This window comes from Actinomadura coerulea (genome assembly GCF_014208105.1).
GTDB lineage: Bacteria > Actinomycetota > Actinomycetes > Streptosporangiales > Streptosporangiaceae > Spirillospora > Spirillospora coerulea.
Genome location: NZ_JACHMQ010000001.1, coordinates 2,488,710 through 2,507,626, shown reverse-complemented (window position 1 = coordinate 2,507,626; position 18,917 = coordinate 2,488,710). Strand labels below are relative to the sequence as shown.

The window sequence follows — 18,917 nt, the reverse complement described above, 5'->3', positions numbered from 1 at the left end:
CGTATAGCGCACCGGGGGGCTTGCGGCAAGACCCGGGTCGTGCCGCAGAATCGTCGGCCGAGGCCGGAACCTGCGGAGACCGGGGGCGCAGCGCGGGGGCCGTCGTCGTCGTGCGAGTGGCGCGGGGACGGCGGTCCGCCGGCCGGCCCCCGGCGTCCGCGGGAACCGGCCGCGAAGACGACCAGCGACCACGAGCCGGAGCCGATACGTGAATCCTCTGACCGCCAGCGTGTTCGACCTGCCCGAACGGCTGTCCGCCAAGGCCGACCCGGTGCTGATCGAGCGTGACGAGCGGCATTTCGCGGCCATCGCGGAGAGCCTCGACCAGACCGTCTCCGAGCTGTCCGACCGCCTCGAAGCCGAGCGCAGGGCGCCGGGCGGGATCGGCCAGGGGGCGATGGACCGGGACATGGAGATCCATCGCCTGACCTCCCGCCTGCGCACGCTGCGCCGCTTCGGCCTGGACCTCTGCCTCGGGCACATGGTCGGCGCGGACGGCTCCGACCCCGTGTACATCGGGCGGCTCGGTCTCACCGACAGCGCGGGCCGCCGGCTGCTGCTCGACTGGCGCTCGCCGGCGGCCGAACCGTTCTTCGGGGCGACCCACGCCAACCCGATGGGGCTCGCGAGCCGCCGCAGGTACCGCTGGACCCGCGGCCGGATCAGCGACTACTGGGACGAGGTGTTCACCGCGGACGGGTTCGCCGGGCACGCGGCGCTGGACGACCAGTCCGCGTTCATCGCGAGCCTGGGGAGCGACCGCTCGGACCGGATGCGCGACGTGCTCGGCACCATCCAGGCCGACCAGGACGCGATCATCCGCGCGGGGTCGCGCGGCGCCCTCGTCGTCGACGGCGGACCGGGGACGGGCAAGACGGTCGTCGCCCTGCACCGCTCCGCCTACCTGCTGTACTCCGACCCCCGCCTCGGCCGCCACCGGGGCGGCGTCCTGTTCGTCGGCCCGCACCAGCCCTACCTGGCCTACGTGTCCGACGTGCTCCCCAGCCTCGGGGAGGAGGGCGTGCAGATCTGCACCCTGCGCGACCTCGTCGCCGAGGGGGCCGGCGCGGGGGCCGAGGCCGACCCGGAGGTGGCCCGGCTGAAGTCGTCCGCGGACCTGGTGAAGGCGATCGAGAAGGCCGTCGCGTTCTACGAGAACCCGCCCGCGGAGGGCATGGAGGTCACCACCCACTGGGGCGACGTGTGGCTGAGCCCCGCCGACTGGGCCGAGGCGTTCCAGGCGCCGGAGCCCGGCACGCCGCACAACGAGGCGCGCGACCAGATCTGGGAGGAGCTGCTCACGATCCTCGCGGACAAGCACGCGGGGCCGGACGAGGGCGAGGGCGCGGCGTCGCCCGACCTGCTCCGCAGGTCGCTCCGGCAGGACCGGGAGCTGCGCACCGCCTTCAACCGGGCGTGGCCGCTGATCGAGGCGGCCGACCTCGTCGCGGACCTGTGGTCGGTGCCCGCCTACCTGCGGCTGTGCGCTCCCTGGCTCGGCCGGGACGAGATCCGCAGGCTGCAGCGCGAGGACGCCCAGGCCTGGACGGTCGCGGACCTGCCGCTCCTGGACGCGGCGCGGCAGTGCCTCGGCGACCCGGGGGCCTCGCTGCGCAGGCGCCGCCACGAGGCCGCCGTCGCCGCCGAGCGCGAGCGCATGGAGAGGGTCGTGGACGACCTCATCGAGGTGGCCGACGACGAGTACGGGACGGGGCTGGTGACGATGCTGCGCGGCGAGGACTTCCACGACGCCCTCGTCGACGAGAGCGCACTGACCGGTGCCGACCCCGACATGCTCGCCGGCCCGTTCGCGCACGTCGTCGTGGACGAGGCGCAGGAGCTGACCGACGCGGAATGGCAGATGCTGCTGCTGCGCTGCCCGTCGCGGAGCTTCACCGTCGTCGGGGACCGCGCGCAGGCCAGGCACGGGTTCACCGAGTCGTGGCGCGAGCGGCTCGAACGGGTCGGGCTCGACCGGATCGAGGAGGCGTCCCTCGGCGTCAACTACCGGACGCCGGAGGAGATCATGGCGGAGGCCGAGCCGGTCATCCGGGCCGCCCTCCCGGACGCCAACGTGCCGGCCTCGATCCGCCGCACCGGTGTTCCCGTCGTCCGCGGACCGCTCGCGGACCTGGACCGGGTCCTCGACGCCTGGCTCGACGCCCACGACGACGGAGTCGCCTGCGTCATCGGCGACCCCGCGTTCCCGGGAAGGCCCCGCGTCCGGTCGCTGACCCCCGAGCTGGCCAAGGGGCTGGAGTTCGACCTCGTCGTGCTCGTGGACCCGGACGGGTTCGGCGAGGGCATCGAAGGAGCGGTCGACCGCTATGTCGCGATGACCCGGGCGACCCAGGAGCTCGTCATCCTCACGAGTCCCTGACGCCGGCCGGGCGGACGCCCCGGCCGGCCGGGCCCCGAGGGGTCAGTCCCCGACCTGCCCCGCCATGCTCGGGCCGCCGAGCCCGGCGAGCAGTTCGCGCAGGAGGCCGGCGAGCTGATCGCGGCGGTCGGGGGCGAGGTGGCCGATGAGCCGGTCCTCGGCCGCGAGCAGGTCGGCGACGACGCGGTCGAGCAGGGCGCGGCCCTCCCCGGTGAGGGCGACCGCGCGCGCGTGGTACCCGGAGCCGGCGGTGGTCCGCTCGACCAGCCCGGCCCCGGCGGCGCGCTCCACCCGCTGGGTGATCGCCCCGCGCGTCACCATGCAGGCGTCGGCCAGCTCGCCGGGGCTCATCCGGTACGGCGGGCCGGAGCGCCGCAGGGTGGACAGCAGGTCCAGCGTCGCGACGTCCACCCCGAGGCCCGCCAGGAGGCGGCGGCGCTCGTCGCCGAAGATCTTGGCTGCCCACCAGATCCGGGTGACGACCCCGATCGACTCCACCGGGACGCCCGGCAGCTCCCGCCGCCAGGCGTCCTGGATGGCGTCGGCGCCGTCGCGCGGCGGCTCAGCGGCCACGCTCGGCACCGCCGTTGACCTGGACGATCTGCGCGGTGACGTGCCCGGCGCCGGGTGAGGCGAGCCAGTGCACGGTCTCGGCGACGTCCCCCGGCGTCCCGGCCCGCCCGGTGTGGGTCTGCGCGACCAGCGCCGCGCGGCGCTCGTCGCTCATGGAGCCGCCGAAGAACTCGGTGTCCTCGATGTATCCCGGTGCGACCACGTTGACCGTGATGCCGCGCGGCCCGAGGGCGGCGGCGAGATCGAAGGCGTACGGGTGCAGGGCGGCCTTCATCGGGCCGTAGGACGTGCCGCGGGAGCCGCGCAGCGCCGCGACCGAGGAGATGAACACGACCCGCCCCGATGGGTTCAGCAGGTCGCGCAGCGCCTCGGTCGGCAGGACCGACGTCAGCACGTTGGTGCGGAAGTTGCTCGTCCACTGTTCCAGGACGCCGCCGGGGCCGCCGTGGTACTCGGCGTTGCCGCCCGCGGCGTTGACCAGCACGTCGATCCCTCCGAAGCGCTCGGCCAGCCCGGCGCGGACGCGCTCGACCTCGGCGGGGTCGGCCAGGTCCGCCGGCAGCGCCGTGCCGCCGATCTCCCCGGCCGCCTTCTCCAGCACCCCGGCGCGGCGGCCGACGACGGCCACCCGGTCCCCGCCGGCCGCGAAGCGCGCCGCCACCGCCCTGCCGATGCCGGTGCCGCCGCCGCTGACCACGATCGTGCGCGCCATGTCGGAACCCTCCTTGAGTTTAGGTCTAAACTCAGGCTAGCAGGCCCCGGGGCGCCGCCCGCCGCGCCCTCAGCCCGCGGCCCGCCCCACCAGCTCGGCGATGCGCTCCTCGCCCTCGGCGGTCAGCTCCGGCAGGGCGAAGGAGGTCGGCCACATGGCGCTCTCGTCGAGGGCCGCCACGTCGCTGAACCCGAGGGTCGGGTACCTCGTCTTGAACTTGGCCCTGGCCTGGAAGAAGCACAGCACCTTGCCGTCCTTGGAGTAGGCCGGCTGGCCGTACCAGAGCCTCGGCACGAGGTCCGGCGCGGCGGCCCGGACGATCTCGTGCAGCCGCCCGGCGATGGCGCGGTCCGCCTCCTCCATCTCGGCGATCTTGGCGAGGACGTCGCTCTCCCCGTCGGCCGTGGCCCTGGCCGGGCCGCGGCGCGCGGCCTTCTTCAGCTCCTGGGCGTGGTCCTTCATCGCCGCCCGCTCCTCGGCGGTGAAGCCGTCGAACTTCTCGCCGGACGCCGTGGTCCCGCTGGTCTTCTTCGTCTCGCTCATGGCTGGATCCTCCTGGTCGGTGAGGGGTCGTCGCTGGACCGGGCCTGCTCAGCCCCACGCGCCGGCGATCTGCCGGGTCGTGGCGTTGAGCCGGTTGAACAGGTTGGTGACGCCGATCATGAGGACGATCGCGGCCAGCTGCTTCTCGTCGAAGTAGGTGGCGGCCGTGTCCCAGACGTCGTCACTCACGGCGTCGGCGCGGTCGGCCAGCCGCGTCGCGGCCTCGGCCAGGGCCAACGCCGCGCGCTCCTCGTCGGTGAAGTAGGGGGCCTCCCTCCAGGCGGCGACGGTGGCCAGCCGCTCGTCGGTCACCCCCGCCTTGCGCGCCGTCTTGGCGCCGGCGTCGACGCAGGCGCTGCAGCCGTTGATCTGGCTGACCCGCAGGTGCACCAGCTCCAGGGTCTCCTCCGGGACTCCGCCGGTGTGCACGGCCTTGAAGAGCTCCTGGATCGGCTGCATCGCGCCGGACAGGACCATGGCGGGGTTCTTCATACGGGACTGCATCTGCGTTCTCCTCCGCGGTCGTGCCCCCGTCCCTCGGGGGCATGTCCCGATTCCAGCCCGGACGGCCTACGATGACGACGTCGATGGGACGCCGTGGGACAGCCGCAACGCCTCTGAGCAGCGGCGACGCGCCCGCGGGAGTTTCGCCGCGGTGGGACGGGAGGCGGGGGGACGGTGGTCGTGCAGCGGCGTCGGGCGGAGAAGGCCGATCCCCAGGACGAGCTCGCGGCCCGGCTGCGCATGCTCCAGGAGCTGTCCGGACGCGGCGTCCGGGCCCTCGCGCGGGACGCCGGGCTCAGCTCGTCCTCGCTGTCGCGGTACCTCAGCGGCCAGACGGTGCCGCCGTGGACGGCGGTGATCGCGCTCTGCCGGCTCCTCAAGCGCGACCCCCGCCCGCTGCGCCCCCTCTGGGAGCGGGCCTCCAGCCCGCTGCCCGCGCCGCCGAAGACCAGCCGGCAGGTCCAGCCCCCGGCGCCGCCCGCCGGCGCGCCGCGCCCGCCCCGCAACGACCTGCCGCGCGACGTCCCCGACTTCACCGGACGCGAGGCCGAGCTCGCGGCCGTGCTCGCCGCGGTGGGCGCCGGCGGCGTGGTCGCCGTGGACGGCATGGCGGGCGTCGGCAAGACGTGCCTCGCGGTGCACGCCGCGCACCGGCTCGCCGCCGCGTATCCCGACGCCCAGCTCTACATCGACCTGCACGGCTTCACCGCCGGGCGGGAGCCGCTCGGCCCCGACCCCGCGCTGCGGGCCCTGCTCGCCGCCCTGGACGTGCCGTCGGAGAAGATCCCGCAGGAGGGCGGCATCGAGCCGCTGGCCGCCTGCTGGCGCTCGGAACTGGCGCACCGGCGGGCCGTGGTGGTGCTCGACAACGCCGCGGACGCCGACCAGGTCCGCCCGCTGCTGCCCGGCGCCGGCCCGTCCGTCGCGCTGGTCACCAGCCGCAACCGGCTGCTGGGCCTGGAGGAGGTGCCCCCGGTGTCGCTGGACGTGCTGACGCCGCTGGAGGGCGCCGAGCTGCTGGCCCGCGCCAGCGGCGACCCGGGCGGACCCGACGGCCGGCTGGCCCGCGAGCCGGAGGCCGCCGCCGAGGTGCTGCGGCGGTGCGGCCACCTGCCGCTGGCGCTGCGGCTGGCGGCGGCGCGGCTGCGGCACCGGCCGGGCTGGACCGTGGGCATCCTCGTCGAGCGGATGGCCGAGGGGGCCACGGAGTTCGACACGGCGTTCGCGATGTCCGTGAGGCAGCTGGACCGGGGGCGGCGCCGCTTCTTCCGCCTGCTGGGCCTGGTGCCCGGATCGACCTTCGACGAGCACGTGGCCGCGGCGCTGGCGGACGTGCCGCCGCGCGCCGCCCGGGCGATGCTGGAGGACCTTCTCGACGCGCACCTCGTCCAGCAGCCGGCGGCCGGGCGCTACCGGCTGCACGACCTGGTGCGCCAGCACGCGCGCCGGGCCGCCGCCGAGCAGGACCCGCCCGCCGAGCGGGAGCGGGCGCTCGGCCGGGTGCTCGACTACTACGTGCACGCGGCGGCCGCCGCCGACGCCGCGGTGTCGTACCTGTCCCCGGCCCTGGAGACCTCCGCGGGCCGGCCGCCGGCCGACCTGCCCGAGTTCACGGGCAAGCACGCGGCGCTCCTCTGGTTCGCCACCGAGTACACCAACCTGATGGCCGTCTTCGATGCGGCGGTCGCCGCCGGAGCCGACGCGCACGTGTGCGAGCTTCCCCGCCGCATGCGGGCCTTCTTCGCCCGGCGCTGCGGCACGACGCACCTGAACGTCCTCTTCGAGCATTCGCTGGCCGCCGCGCGGCGCCTGGACGACCCGCTGCGACTGGCGGAGGCGCACAGCGACCTCGGCTTCGCCCGCTACAACGCGGGACGGATGGCGGAGGCGGACGCCGCGTACGAGGCGGCGGAACCGCTGGTGTCCCGGGCCGGGAACGTCAGGACCGAGGCCGAGCTGACCATGCGCCGGGGCTACCTGAAGTGGGACGAGGGCCGGGTCGAGGAGCCCCTCGACCTCTTCCGGCGGGCGGGCGGGCTGTACCGCGACGCGGGCTGCCCGACGGGCACCGCCCACGCGACCGCGTACGAGGCGTGGGCGATGCTCCAGCTCGGGCACCGCGAGGAGGCGGCGCGGCTCGCCCGCACCGTGCTGGAGATCCCGCACGCCGACCCGGCCTGGCCGCCCGCGCTGACGGCCCGGATCACCCTCGGCGTCGCCATCGCCGCCGAGGAGCCCGGTGAGGCGACGGGGCACCTGGAAGGGGCGCTCGCGCTGGCCCGCGAGGACGGCCACCGGCACAACGAGGCCTGGTGCCTGAACTGCCTGGGCGTCGCCCTGCGGCAGGCGGGCCGGTACGAGGAGGCGCTGGACGCGCACCGCCGGGCCTTCGCCCTGCTGGACGAGCTGTTCGAGGAGCACTGGAAGATCCACTTCCTCTACGGCCATGCCGAGACGTGCCGGCTGGCGGGTCAGCCGGAGGAGGCCCTGCGCCTGCACCGGCAGGCGCTGGAACTGGCCCCGAGGCTGGGGTACCGCCACGCCGAGGCGCTGGCCCGCGAGGGGATCGCCGCCGTCCTCGACGGGACGGACCCGGCCGCGGCCGCCGAGCACCGCGCGGCCGCGCTGGCCGTCCGGCGGGACCTCGATCCCGGCGCCCGACCGGACTGACGCCCCCGCGGCCACCGCCGCGGCCCCCCGAGGCTCGATGCGGAACGTCCCGTCCCGCACTGTTGCGGAAGCCCGATCCGGGGCATGACCCGGATGTTCCGGCTGGAAGGGGGGCCTGGTGGAACAGCAGCCCTGGCCGCGGCTGCGCGTCGCCGACTGGACGGCGACGCGCGACACGCTGCACATGTGGACGCAGATCGTCGGCAAGGTGCGTCTGGCCCACGCGCCGCTGGTGAACCACTGGTGGAACGTGACGCTGTACGTCAGCCCGCGCGGGCTGACCACGTCCGCGATCCCGTACGGGGGCGGCGCGTTCGACGTCGAGTTCGACTTCGTCGACCACCGGCTGCGGCTGCGCACGTCGGACGGCAGCCTCCGGGAGTTCGAGCTCGCGCCCATGCCGGTGTCGCGGTTCTACACCCGGACGATGGCCGCCCTGCACGAGCTGGGGATCGAGACGCACATCCAGGCACGCCCGAACGAGGTCGAACCGGCGATCCCGTTCGAGGAGGACGACCAGCACGCCTCCTACGATCCCGAGGCGGCTCACCTGTTCTGGCGCCAACTGCTCCAGGCCGCGCGCGTGCTGGGGGAGTTCCGGTCCCAGTACATCGGCAAGGTCAGCCCCGTGCACTTCTTCTGGGGCGCCATGGACCTCGCCTGCACGCGCTTCTCCGGGCGGGACGCGCCCGAGCACCCCGGAGGCGCCCCGAACTGCGGAGACTGGGTGATGGTCGAGGGCTACTCGCGGGAGCTCAGCAGCTGCGGGTTCTGGCCCGGCGGCGGCGAGGAGGGAGCCTTCTACGCCTACGCCTACCCCGAGCCCGACGGGTTCGCCGACCGCCCGGTGGGCCCGTCCGCCGCCTTCTACAGCAGGGAGAACGGCCAGTTCCTGCTCCCGTACGAGGCGGTGCGGGAGGATCCCGACCCCGACCGGGCCCTACTGGAGTTCCTGCAGGGCACCTACGAGGCGGCGGCCGACCTCGCAGGCTGGGACCGCTCCGCGCTGGAGGCCGACCCGGCGCGATGGGACCACAAGACCCGCGAAGGGTCCTGAGCCGAGGCGCCGCCGCGGACGCGTGACCGGGATGTCGGACGCCGCCGCTAGCTTGCGGTGCCATGGGCGAGACGGTGGAGATCCCGGTCGAGTGGCGCGAGCACATCCATCCGAGGCGCGGCGGCATCCCCGGCCCGCCGGTCGCCGTGGACGAGGGCGCGGCGCGGAGCGCCCGCGCGTGGGACCTCGCGGCCCGGCCGATCGCCGGAGAGATGCTGGAGCACGAGCGCACCGACCCGGAGCTCGGCCGGGCCCTGCGGGCATGGCTGGGCGGGGAGGCCGATCCGGCGGGCGCGGCGGCCGCGGCCGCCGTCGCGGTCAAGTACCTCGAAGAGGTCGACGGCACGGCGTTCCTGGACGCATGGGTGCTGGACCACGGCCTCGCCTTCGCCGCCTGCGCGGTCACCGAGGCGTTCTCGGTCGAGCCCGGCCCGGTGCCGCGGCCCGCGACGCCCGGTTCCGGCTTCGTCGCCCGGCTCGTCGCCTACGGCGACGGCGCCCCCGGAGGATGGCGCGGCGAGATCCGGCGCGTCACCTTCCACGACCACTTCCCGGTCGGCCGGTGGGTCGCCGGGGACGCGGCGGCCAAACGGCTCCGCACGCTGCTGGCCGCCGCGCCCGACGACGGGTACGCCGACGCCGTCGCGCGCCTGTCGAACCATCGCGGCGACGCCTGGAGGCAGCGCGTGGCGTCCTACCTCGCGCCCACGGAGACGGCCTGGCTGGACGGTTCCCCCGGCAGCTCCTTCGGGTCCGCGGACCTCGACTACGAGTTCCTGCTCTGCTCCCTGTCCAGCGCGGCGCAGATCGGGAAGGTGAGGTGGGTGCCGGTCACCCCCGCGGTGATCGGGACGCTGCTCGACGGGCTGGGCACCGACGCGCTTCCCCTGCTCGACCTCGCCTTCCGGCACGGTCACGACGCCGAGGCGACGCGCGCGGTCGTGCTGCGGGCGCTCGCGGGGATCGCCGACGAGGCGGTCTTCCCGCTCCTGCTCGACCACCTGGGCGAGAAGGGGGTGCCCGCCGCCTTGCAGGAGGCGGCGGACCGGTACCCGGAGCACGCGCTCCGGGCGCTGGCCCCGTTGATCGACGAGGGCACGACCAGGGGCCTGCAAGCCGCGGGCACGGTGCGCCGGCTGCTGCACGCCAGGCCCGGCCTGGCCGAGGCGGTGCCTGCGGGGAGTGTCGAGGCGCTCCTGCCGCGTCCGGCCGTTCCGGACTGCGCCGACCTGCCCGAGGTGCTCACCGGCAGGCCCGCCCGCGGCGCGAAGTCCGACTGGGCCGATCCGGCGCTGCTTCCGCGGATCCTCACGCGCGACCGCGACCGGGCCCTTCCCGCGGGCGCGACCCGGCACCTGCTGGGCCTGCTCGCCAGGAAGGCGCCCGAGGCCGCGCGGGTCCGCGCGTTCTGCGACCCGCACTCGCTGGCCGAGTTCTCCTGGGCGGTGTTCGAACGCTGGCAGGCGCTCGGCGCGCCGACCCGGCACAACTGGGCGCTGGCGCAGCTCGGCCTGGTCGGCGACGACACGACGGTGCGGCGGCTCAGCCCGCTGATCAAGGCCTGGCCGGGCCAGGGGCTCGCCGCCCGGGCCGCGGCCGCGCTGGACGTCCTGGCCGCGATCGGCTCCGACGTGGCCCTCACCCACCTGTTCGAGCTGACACGCCGCGGCAGGTACAAGGGGCTGAAGGCCCGGGCCGCCCTCAAGATCGACGAGATCGCCGCGGCGCGCGGCATGACGCGCGACGCCCTCGCCGACCGGGCCGTCCCCGGCTTCGGGCTGGACGAGCGGGGCACGCTCGTCCTGGACTACGGCCCCCGCCGGTTCACCGTGGCCTTCGACGAGCAGCTCGTCCCGCTGGTGCGGGAGCCGGGCGGCAGGGTGCGCAGGAGCGCGCCGAAGCCCGGCCCGAAGGACGACCCCGCCCTCGCCCCGGCCGCGCACGCCCTGTTCACCGGCCTCAGGAAGGACCTGAGGACGATCGCCGACCAGGAGATCAGGCGCCTGGAGCTCGCCATGACCACCCGGCGGAGCTGGACGCCGGAGGACTTCCGGACCCTGTTCGTCGCCCACCCGCTGCTGGGGCACATCGTCCGCCGGCTGGTGTGGACCACCGCCTCCGGGACGGCCTTCCGCGTGGACGAGGGCCGCGACTACGCCGACGTCCGCGACGATCCGTTCACCCCCGCGCCGGGCGACCGCGTCGGCGTCGCCCATCCGGTCCTGCTGGGCGACGAGCTGCGCGCCTGGGCCGAGCTGTTCGCCGACTACGAGATCCTCCAGCCGTTCGAGCAGCTCGGGCGGCCCGTCCACCGGCTCACCGAAGGCGAGCGCGCCGCGCACCGGCTCGCCCGGGTCGAGGGGCTCGTGCTGCCCTACGGCAAGGCCAAGGGCCACTCGCAGGGGCGCTGGGAGTCCGTGGACGCCGACGGCGGCTTCGCGGGCGGGTGGCTCGCCCGGCGCGACCCGGCCGGCCTGTACGTCGTGGCCGTCCTGAGCCCCGGCCTGGGCCACTACATGTACGGGGAGGGCGAGGACCAGAAGATCACCGCTCTGTGGGCGGGCCCGGCCCCGGGGCGCGCGCCCGAGGACACGGTCCCGCTGGGCCGGGTCGATCCGGTCACCATGAGCGAGGCCGTCCACGACCTCGTCCGCAGCGCGTACTAGCCGGACGGGGCGGGGATGCCGGGCTCGGGATCCGGCCGGTCCCGAGCCCGGCGACGACGCGGTGCGCGCGGCCCGCGAGGGCGCCGCCGGCGCCCCGGCTCAGTAGTGCGGGTTGTTGGTCTGCGGGATCTCGATGCTGATCGGCGTCGTGAACCCGGACAGGTAGAGCAGGGCGCCCTGGCGGAGGATCTCGTCGAAGGCCCAGTAGAGCTGCCGCAGCTCCTTCGGCGCCTTCGTGAGGTCGAGCAGGCCTTCGCGGACGGCGACGAAGGGCGGCCACAGGGTCCGGATGAGCGGGTCCCACAGCGGGTCCCGCGGGATCTTCAGCCATCCGGCGATCTCGTCGCCGAGCATGAAGCGGGTGAGCGAGCCGAGGATGGGCTTGGTGAGGATCCCGCCGTCGATCGTGGAGCCGAGGTTGAGCAGGATGTCGGCCAGCTTGACCCCCTCGGGGGTCGGCGCGAGCACCGGGGTCAGCACCTGCTCGGCCTGGGAGTTCGCCTCGGCCCACGACTTCGGGATGTACTCGTCCCGGATCCCGAGCATGTGGCCGGCGAGCTGCCAGGACAGCAGGAACGCCTCGGACTCGGCGTCCGGGATCGGCACCTTCCACCTGACCAGGTTCTGCATGACGGTCGTGGGCAGGCTGTGCCAGGTGACCATCATGTCCGCCTGGCTGATCGGGATCTTCTCGTCGGCCGCCTTGGTCCAGTACGGGGACTTCGGCAGCAGGTGGCGCACGGCGGCGTGCACCAGCCGCGTCTTGACGCAGGTGACGATCATCTCGCCGTCGGGCTCGAAGGCCTTCTCGGAGCCGATGTCGTAGCCGAGCTTGGCGGTCTTGGTGATGCGGTCCCTCATGTCCGCGCCGCCCTTGGAGTAGTAGACCGCGCGCGCCTCCTTGGGGATGGCCGTGCTCATCATCCCGCTGGCGAAGCCGTAGGTGACGCCGAGGTAGAGGCCGCGCTTCTCGTTGAACTCGAACGCGGTGGCCAGCTTGCCCGGGTCGGCCCAAGGAGGCAGCCGGCGGGCGCGTTCCATGAAGTCGCGCAGGTCGGTCGGCAGCCCGTCCGGCAGCGGCTGGCCGTTCTTGGTCCACGTGCGGAGCAGCTCGTTGACCCTGGGGACGTCTCCCCGGTCGATCAGCGAGGCGACCAGCGCGTCGGCCTCCGGGTCCCACACCCACCGCGGGTCGGCGCCCCTGCCCGCTCCCGCCACCGAGCCCTCGGGCGACCACGTCCACCGAGGGGACGCCTGCGCGGGCGAGGCGACGCCGAGGGCGCCGAGCGCTCCGAGCGCCCCACCGGTCATCAACACGTTGCGTCTGCTGGGTCTGTCCATGCCCTGCTCCTCCTGGGGGCCGGAGGCGTCCGCCGGTCGCGGCGCCGGGCACCCCCGGGTTTCCTGAGCTGACCGGAACACTAGACCCTTATTGGCGCTCTGCCAATAGCCGTCGGCGCGTTCGGGACGGCCCGGCGGCGCGGCGGTGCGGTGGGCCGCGGGGGCCGGGGCCGTCAGCGGAGCGGGAAGCCGAGCTCGCGGCCCTGCTCGCGCAGCTCGTCGCGGGCGGAGGGGTGGGCGACGTTGTCGATGATCTGCTGGGCCTGGGAGGCGGCGTCGTTCCCCCACACGGTGGCGGCGCCCCGCTCGCTGACGATGTAGCTGTGCTGGAACGAGGTGACCGGGCCGGCGAGGCGCGGGATGACGGTCGAGACGTCCGCGCGCGGATGCCACGACGGCAGGGCGATGACGGCGTGCCCGCCGGGGGAGTGCAGCGCGCCGACGACGAAGTCGGTCTGCCCGCCGAAGCCGGAGTAGATGACCCCGCGGACGCGGCTGGCGTTGGCCTGGGCGAACAGGTCGACCTGGAGCGCCGAGTTCACCGAGACCATCCGGGGCCGGCGGGCGATGAGGCTCGGGTCGTTGGTCTTCTCGGTGCGCAGCATCCGGATCCGCTCGTTGCGGTCGGCCCAGGCGTACAGCTCAGGGCTTCCGAAGGCGAAGGACGCGGTGATCGGGGTGTCGGCGTCGAGCGCGCCCGCCTTCTCCAGCGCCAGCACCCCGTCGCTGAACATCTCCGACCACACGCGCAGCCCCCGCCGGTCGAGGAGCGAGGAGAGCACGGCGTCCGGTATGGCGCCGATGCCGAGCTGGAGGGTGGCGTCCTGCGGGACGAGCCGGGCCACCCGCTCGCCGATCTCGTGGGCGACCTCGCCGGGCGGCCGGGGGACCGGGGTGGCGAGCGCCTCGTCGTCCTCGATCGCCAGGTCGATCTCGTCGGTCGCGAGGACGGCGTCGCCGAACGTGTAGGGCATGCGGGGGTTGATCTGGGCGACGACCAGGCCGCCGCGCGCGCGGACCGCCTCGATGGCAGCGGGCAGGATGTTGACCTCGATGCCGAGGGAGACGGTCCCGGCGACCGGCGTGGAGGTCTGCACGATCACCACGTCCGGCGGCAGCGAGTCCTTCAGCAGGTTCGGCACCAGTGACAGCCGCGACGGGAAGTAGCGCAGGTTCGCGCGGCCGCGCATCCCGGCGCCGACGAAGGGCGTCTCCAGGTCGACCCCCTCGCGCTCCGGCAGCTCCGTCTGGGCGTTGAGCATGAACAGGCGGTACTCGCCGACCGCCGCGTCCAGGATCTGCAGGGCCCGGCGGGGCGCGGCGAAGTTGCCGCCGGCCACGATCCGGGGCCGCCCCGGCAGTCCGGCCAGCACCCGTGCCAGATCCTCCTGGGAGACAACGCGCATCGAGAGCCCTTTCCGAAAGACGTGGGTGACCAGGTCGCGGTGGTCCGCGTGGCCAGTCTGCCCGACTGGCCGCAACGGAGCCGACGCCGAGGGCGGAGCGCCGGGGGGCGATGAGTTCGCGGCCCCGCCGGGGTCATCATCTGTGACGCATCCTGACGCACGAGGAGCGACATGTCACTCGATCTCTTCGCCGGCATCCCCGTCACCGACTACGGGGAGGCGCTGCCGTGGTACGAGCGGTTCTTCGGCGCGAAGCCGTCGTTCCTGCCCAACGACATCGAGGCCGTGTGGGAGGTGGCCGAGCACCGCTACGTCTACATCGTGCAGGACCCGGAGCGGGCGGGCCGCGCTCTGGTCCTCGCGTTCGTCGACGATCTCGCCGACCGGGTCGCGGGGGTCGCGCGGCGGGGCATCCCGCCGGCGGGACGCGAGGAGTACGGCAACGGCGTGACCAAGGTGGTCTTCCGCGACCCGGAGGGCAACGAGATCGCCTTCGGCGGCGCCGGCCCGGCCCGCTAGGCCGCCCGCCTCCCGGCGAGGTGCCGCAGCTCGGCGGCGCACATCATGAGCCTGCGCACCGGAAGGTGCCGCGCGTAGTGGTCCAGGTCGGCGCCCAGCGCGAACACGTGGACCGGCGCGCCGGCGCCGCGTCCGGACTCGACGGCCTGGCGCAGCGCGGCCAGGACCGCCGGATGCCGTGTCTGGTAGGCGGCCGAGACCAGGTGGTTGCCGCGGTCGGCGGCGAGGTAGAACTGGATCAGGTCCTTGGTGCCGACGAACAGCTCGCCCGCCCCGGAGGCGCAGAAGTCGGCCGCCGAATGCACCGCGGCCGGCGTCTCGACGAAGACGGCGAGCGGCGTCTCGTCCCCGAGTCCGAGGTGCCGCCGCAGCCGCACGTACTCGTCGCGGTCGTTGATGAACGGAACGGCGAAGCGCACCCGGTCCGCGTCCGCGCCGAGCCGGTCCCGCAGGTGGACGCGCAGCGCCCGGAAGGCGTGCGGGTAGCCGCGCTCCCGCAGCAGCCACCGGGCGCCGTGCCGGCCGAGCTCGGGGTTCGGCTCGTCGTCGACGTGGGCGCCTGAGGTGATCTTGGCGGCGTCGTCGGAGCGCAGGTCGAGCAGTCTCATGATCAGGCGCTGGCCGGGAAGGAGCTCGCGCACCATCGGGCACAGCCGCGACGCCACCGCGGCGCCGTAGCGCTCGGCTTCAGCGACGCCCTCCCGGAGCGAGTCGATCGGGCTCAGCCCGGCGGAGAAGCAGACGAACTCCTCGCGGATGAAGAACGAGTCGGCGTGCTCGACGCGGGGTGCGAGGGCGTTGGTCGCCCGGATGTCGGCGGTGCCGGCGACGACGACGCAGATCGACTCGATGTCGCCGAAGGCGGCGGCCCGCCGCCGGCGGGCGGGCGCCGCCGGTGCGGCCTCGCCGAGGACGACCGACGCGCGGTCGAGCAGGACCGTGGCCTGCCCGGCGAGCGAGTCCAGTTCGGACGGGGCGACGCGCAGCACGGGTATTCCGCGCGAGCGGCAAAGGGATTGCATGTGGCCGGTCCGGCCGCCTTTCGCGCAGATCACGGCGGCGCAGGAGACGATGGCGTCGTAGAGTTCGGGGCCGAGTGCATCGACGACGAGAATGGCGCCCTCGACCGGTTTCCTGCTGCGGTTGCAGGTCCCCTGGACGGATCGCTTGTGCGAATCGACGAGCACGACCCCTGGTACTTCGCGAGGGCTCACGGATGTCCTCTCTCTCGCCGGTCCCGGTTGGCGACGCGGGCCCGGCCGCGCCAAGGCGATCCGCGGTCCGGCCCGTCCCGGGCAGAGCATGAATAGAGAGTGCAACCGCGGATGAGAAAACGCACCTTTCCGAATGCCGATATGGCTTTTCGGACTATGCCGGCTCCGGTGATCCGTCGAGTTCGAGCAGCGCACGGAGCTCCCGCGGCGTTACGGACAGGTCGTTGAGCCTCGCCGTGGCGGCGGCGTTCACGACGAAGCGCAGCGCCCCGTCCGGCACGGGGGCCTCGCCGCCGGCGGTCATGGCGCCGCGCAGGGCGCGCAGTCCGCTCGCGAGGCTCGCCGCGCGGGCCCGGCGTTCCCGGCGGCGCCGGGCGGCCATCCGGTGCACGTCGAGGCGGACCGCGCGGGCGAACGCCGCGCGCACCTCGTCGTCCGCGCCGTGGGCCACGGCCTTGGACACGGTCTCGGCCGGCTCGTCGTAGCAGGATTCGAGGTCGCGCAGCACGGCCGCGGCGACGCCGACCGAGTGGTTCTTGATAGCGGCGAGGTTGAACGTGAACGCGCCCATCCGCCCGTACCGGGTGATCTCGTCGCCCTCCCGGGGGCAGCCGACCACGGTGACCGGAGCGGTGCGCACGCCGGCCGCTCCGAGCAGGAAGCCGTGGCCGTCCACCTCGACGCCGCGCCCGGTCCGCCGGTGCGGTACTGCGGTCCCCCTGCGCAGCAGGTTCCTCCAGAGCGCCGAACCGACTCGCCCGTAGTCGGTCTCCCGTCCGAAGTTGGAGATCACCAGGTCGGCCTCGATGGTCCGCGCCGGCACGGGCCCGGACACCGCCACCCGCAGGGTGCCGGCCTCGGTGGCGGTGATCCCGCCGACGGTGCCGGTGGTGAGGGCGACGGGCCCGCCCTCCGCCATCGCGGCGTCGACGAACTCGGTGATGTAGGGGACGGCGCTCACGCGCAGCGTGGCCAGCAGGCTCCCGTACCGGTCGAGGAGCGCGCGGAGATCGGCCGAGGGGATCCGGGCCAGGACCTCGGGCAGGCGGGGCTCCCAGGACTTGGCGATGCGCTCGCTCACGACCGCGGGCGCCACGCCGGGATGCCGGCGGGCGAGGTGGGCGCAGGCGCGTTCCCACTCGTCCCTGAAGCGCCGGACGAGCTCGTCGCACCCCTCGTAGCCGTCGGTGTGCAGCCGCGGAGCCGGCAGGTCGAGGACGTGGTGGCGGTGGCCGGAGGGATAGGTGCGCGGCGTCAGCCCGGAGCGCGAGATCATGTGGATCTTGCCGGTGTGGCCGTGCCGCAGCAGGAGCGACGCCGAGTCGTACGCGCTGAGCAGCGTGCCGATGACGGCGACCTCGGCGTCGCGCCGCACGCCGAGGATCCGCTCGATCCCCTGCTCGGAGTAGGGGTGCCGTACGAAGCAGGGGTGGTCCTCCACACCGGCCGCGAACGGGAGTTTCCGTTCCTCCAGCCCCGTGGCGAGGACGGCGTGGTCGGCGTCGATCGTCATGGGGCCAGGCGCGGCGCCGGGCCGCTTCGATGAGCGCTCCTCGACGACGACGCGCACGCGGCCGGTTCCGCCCGCGGTGCGGGCCGTCATGTCGACCGCCTCGCCGTCGACTCCGAGCAGCTCCACGCCGTCGGGCGCCTCCTGCGCGGCTTCGGCCAGGCGGGCCCGGAGGTAGTCGGCGTAGAGCCTGCGGGGCGCCGGCCCGGACTCGGTGAAGGTGAAGCCGCTCCACCCGGGAGGCCAGCCGGTCCGGTCGGCCTCGGTGTTGGCCCAGTCCACGAAATCGTCGACGTCCTCGCGGAACATCGACATGCGGCCCGCCTGAATATTGAAGACGTGGTGCCAGTGGTTGCCCGAAGGATGATAGGCGACGCCCGCACTGCGATATTCGGGTCGCCGCTCTATGAGCACTACTTGTAAAGGTTCCCGGGCGAACTGCATGAGCCGTATGGCGGTGGCGGTTCCGGCTAAGCCCGCTCCGACGATGACGACCCGTCGGGTCTCTGGAAAGCCCACGTGACGACCCCTGCCCGCACCGAACGGCTACAAAGCAATCACTGTTGAGCGTAGCGCATTGCCAACCACACTCAATGGTTCTGCGGCCGGGCGGTGGCGCATTCTCGTGCGGCGGCGGCCTGTCCGGGGCCGGGGCCGATGCGCCGGTGTCCAAGCCGGGAAGTCGGCCCCGTGAATGGCCTTCGGAAGCAATTCGCTATATGAATTGTTAGCAATTGCCCGAGGGGTGGGCGGCGTGCCGCGCGTCCGGGAGCAGTCTCACGTGGGCAGGTCCCTCCCTGCCCGCGCCCGTCCCGGCTTCAGGGCGCTATCGGTTTTCAGCCCGGCCGCGCCGCCCGCGTCTCAGACGGTGAGGGGGCGCCAGACCTCGTCGAGGTCCAGGTGCAGGTGAGCGCCTACGGCGCTCCGGCCGGGTGACGGATCAGGGCTTGCGCCCGACGCCCCCGACGCTCCAGATCGGCCTGGACGACTCGATCGTCTCGTGCTCGGGACGCCACAGGGGGAGGTAGACGACGCCGGGCTCGATCAGGTCCCAGCCGGAGAAGAGCTTCTCCACCTCGGCCCTGCTGCGGATGTTCGAGCGCGGCGTGCCGCGGATCGCGTGGGTCTCCTGCTGGTAGAGGAAGGCGAGCCTGGCGGTGACCTCCGGGCACAGGTCGCTGACCGGATGCGAGATCGCGACATGGCTGCCCGGCGCCATCAGGTCGCTCAGCCGCCGGACGGTCCGCGCCGCTTCCTCGTCGTCGGGGACGGTGTAGAGCACGTGGAAGAACAGCAGCGCCGTCGGCTGGTCGAGGTCGATCAGGCGGCGCAGGTTGGGGTGGCTCGCGATGCCCTCGGCGTCCCGCATGTCGGCCTCGACGACCGTGGTGCGGGGGTCCCCTCCCAGCAGCGCCTGCGCGTGGACGCGGACCACCGGGTCGTTGTCCACGTAGACGACCCGGCAGTCGGGCGCCACCGCCTGGGCGATCTGGTGGACGCTTCCCTGGGTGGGCAGGCCGGTCCCGATGTCGAGGAACTGGCGTATCCCGGCGGCGGCGAGGAAACGCACGACGCGGTCCAGGAACTTGCGCCCCTCGCGCGCCAGGACCGGCAGTTCCGGCGCCAGTTCGATCGCCTGGAGCGCCGCCTGCCGGTCCGCGGCGTAGTTGTCCTTGCCGCCGAGGAAGTAGTCGTGCATCCGGCTCTCGTTGGGCGCCGTCGGATCGAAAGCCTGCGGCTCGTGCCCCGCGGGGAAGGGCATGGCTTCTCCATTCAGCCGACGTCCGAGCGGTGACGCGCGGTCGCCGCGAGGAATCGCCCA

14 protein-coding genes are annotated in these 18,917 nt (G+C 74.1%); 5 read left to right on the top strand and 9 right to left on the bottom strand.

Going from position 1 to position 18,917, the window contains the following annotated elements; genetic code table 11:
• Window positions 1–208: 208 nt before the first annotated feature.
• Complete coding sequence (helR, locus tag BKA00_RS11580; RefSeq protein ID WP_185024899.1) at window positions 209–2,380, top strand: RNA polymerase recycling motor ATPase HelR; 2,172 nt, start codon at window positions 209–211, stop codon at window positions 2,378–2,380.
• 42 nt (window positions 2,381–2,422) lie between these two features.
• Here the strand turns inward: helR and BKA00_RS11575 are convergent, their stop codons facing one another.
• The 4 genes from BKA00_RS11575 to BKA00_RS11560 form a co-directional block, all read right to left on the bottom strand.
• A complete protein-coding gene (locus tag BKA00_RS11575) occupies window positions 2,423–2,953 on the bottom strand; it encodes a MarR family winged helix-turn-helix transcriptional regulator (RefSeq protein ID WP_185024898.1) in 531 nt (176 codons plus the stop codon).
• Window positions 2,943–3,665, bottom strand: a complete 723-nt coding sequence (locus BKA00_RS11570; RefSeq protein WP_185024897.1) for an SDR family NAD(P)-dependent oxidoreductase — start codon at window positions 3,663–3,665, stop codon at window positions 2,943–2,945. The genes BKA00_RS11575 and BKA00_RS11570 overlap by 11 nt, the downstream gene beginning before the upstream one ends.
• Window positions 3,666–3,734: 69 nt before the next feature.
• Window positions 3,735–4,208, bottom strand: coding sequence for an iron chaperone (locus tag BKA00_RS11565; protein WP_185024896.1), 474 nt, complete (start codon window positions 4,206–4,208; stop codon window positions 3,735–3,737).
• Between the two features lie 48 nt (window positions 4,209–4,256).
• Entirely contained in the window at window positions 4,257–4,712 is a 456-nt protein-coding gene (locus tag BKA00_RS11560; RefSeq protein ID WP_185024895.1) for a carboxymuconolactone decarboxylase family protein, read from the bottom strand.
• 180 nt (window positions 4,713–4,892) lie between these two features.
• Between BKA00_RS11560 and BKA00_RS11555 the strand changes: the two genes are divergently transcribed.
• The 3 genes from BKA00_RS11555 (at window position 4,893) to BKA00_RS11545 (ending at window position 11,105) form a co-directional block, all read left to right on the top strand.
• A complete protein-coding gene (locus BKA00_RS11555; protein ID WP_230299303.1) occupies window positions 4,893–7,382 on the top strand; it encodes a tetratricopeptide repeat protein in 2,490 nt (829 codons plus the stop codon).
• A gap of 118 nt (window positions 7,383–7,500) precedes the next feature.
• Complete coding sequence (locus BKA00_RS11550; RefSeq protein ID WP_230299304.1) at window positions 7,501–8,439, top strand: DUF5996 family protein; 939 nt, start codon at window positions 7,501–7,503, stop codon at window positions 8,437–8,439.
• Between the two features lie 62 nt (window positions 8,440–8,501).
• Entirely contained in the window at window positions 8,502–11,105 is a 2,604-nt protein-coding gene (locus tag BKA00_RS11545) for a DUF4132 domain-containing protein (RefSeq protein ID WP_185024893.1), read from the top strand.
• Between the two features lie 99 nt (window positions 11,106–11,204).
• Here the strand turns inward: BKA00_RS11545 and BKA00_RS11540 are convergent, their stop codons facing one another.
• Together BKA00_RS11540 and BKA00_RS11535 are read right to left on the bottom strand one after the other, a co-directional pair.
• A complete protein-coding gene (locus BKA00_RS11540; protein WP_185024892.1) occupies window positions 11,205–12,446 on the bottom strand; it encodes an oxygenase MpaB family protein in 1,242 nt (413 codons plus the stop codon).
• Between the two features lie 173 nt (window positions 12,447–12,619).
• Window positions 12,620–13,852 carry an acetyl-CoA hydrolase/transferase family protein gene (locus BKA00_RS11535; RefSeq protein WP_185024891.1) on the bottom strand — a complete coding sequence of 411 codons (1,233 nt, stop codon included), beginning with the start codon at window positions 13,850–13,852 and terminating at the stop codon, window positions 12,620–12,622.
• 171 nt (window positions 13,853–14,023) lie between these two features.
• On the opposite strand from BKA00_RS11535, the gene BKA00_RS11530 reads away from it, so the two are divergent.
• Window positions 14,024–14,371, top strand: coding sequence for a VOC family protein (locus BKA00_RS11530; protein ID WP_185024890.1), 348 nt, complete (start codon window positions 14,024–14,026; stop codon window positions 14,369–14,371).
• Here BKA00_RS11530 and BKA00_RS11525 read toward each other — a convergent pair.
• From BKA00_RS11525 to BKA00_RS11515, 3 genes are all read right to left on the bottom strand, one after another.
• Entirely contained in the window at window positions 14,368–15,675 is a 1,308-nt protein-coding gene (locus BKA00_RS11525) for a putative PEP-binding protein (RefSeq protein WP_185024889.1), read from the bottom strand. The two genes, BKA00_RS11530 and BKA00_RS11525, sit on opposite strands and share 4 nt — an antisense overlap.
• A 64-nt stretch (window positions 15,676–15,739) precedes the next feature.
• Window positions 15,740–17,614: an FAD/NAD(P)-binding protein gene (locus BKA00_RS11520; RefSeq protein WP_185024888.1), complete on the bottom strand. Its 1,875-nt coding sequence runs from the start codon at window positions 17,612–17,614 to the stop codon at window positions 15,740–15,742.
• A 421-nt stretch (window positions 17,615–18,035) separates the two neighbouring features.
• Complete coding sequence (locus BKA00_RS11515; RefSeq protein ID WP_185024887.1) at window positions 18,036–18,857, bottom strand: SAM-dependent methyltransferase; 822 nt, start codon at window positions 18,855–18,857, stop codon at window positions 18,036–18,038.
• Between the last annotated feature and the right edge of the window lie 60 nt (window positions 18,858–18,917).

Bases quoted from the DNA above. Each gene is read 5' to 3' on its own strand.
- BKA00_RS11570 (WP_185024897.1), bottom strand. From the start codon at position 3,665: ATGGCGCGCACGATCGTGGTCAGCGGCGGCGGCACCGGCATCGGCAGG.
- BKA00_RS11565 (WP_185024896.1), bottom strand. From the start codon at position 4,208: ATGAGCGAGACGAAGAAGACCAGCGGGACCACGGCGTCCGGCGAGAAG.
- BKA00_RS11560 (WP_185024895.1), bottom strand. From the start codon at position 4,712: ATGCAGTCCCGTATGAAGAACCCCGCCATGGTCCTGTCCGGCGCGATG.
- BKA00_RS11545 (WP_185024893.1), top strand. From the start codon at position 8,502: ATGGGCGAGACGGTGGAGATCCCGGTCGAGTGGCGCGAGCACATCCAT.
- BKA00_RS11540 (WP_185024892.1), bottom strand. From the start codon at position 12,446: ATGGACAGACCCAGCAGACGCAACGTGTTGATGACCGGTGGGGCGCTC.
- BKA00_RS11535 (WP_185024891.1), bottom strand. From the start codon at position 13,852: ATGCGCGTTGTCTCCCAGGAGGATCTGGCACGGGTGCTGGCCGGACTG.
- BKA00_RS11530 (WP_185024890.1), top strand. From the start codon at position 14,024: ATGTCACTCGATCTCTTCGCCGGCATCCCCGTCACCGACTACGGGGAG.
- BKA00_RS11525 (WP_185024889.1), bottom strand. From the start codon at position 15,675: ATGCTCTGCCCGGGACGGGCCGGACCGCGGATCGCCTTGGCGCGGCCG.
- BKA00_RS11515 (WP_185024887.1), bottom strand. From the start codon at position 18,857: ATGCCCTTCCCCGCGGGGCACGAGCCGCAGGCTTTCGATCCGACGGCG.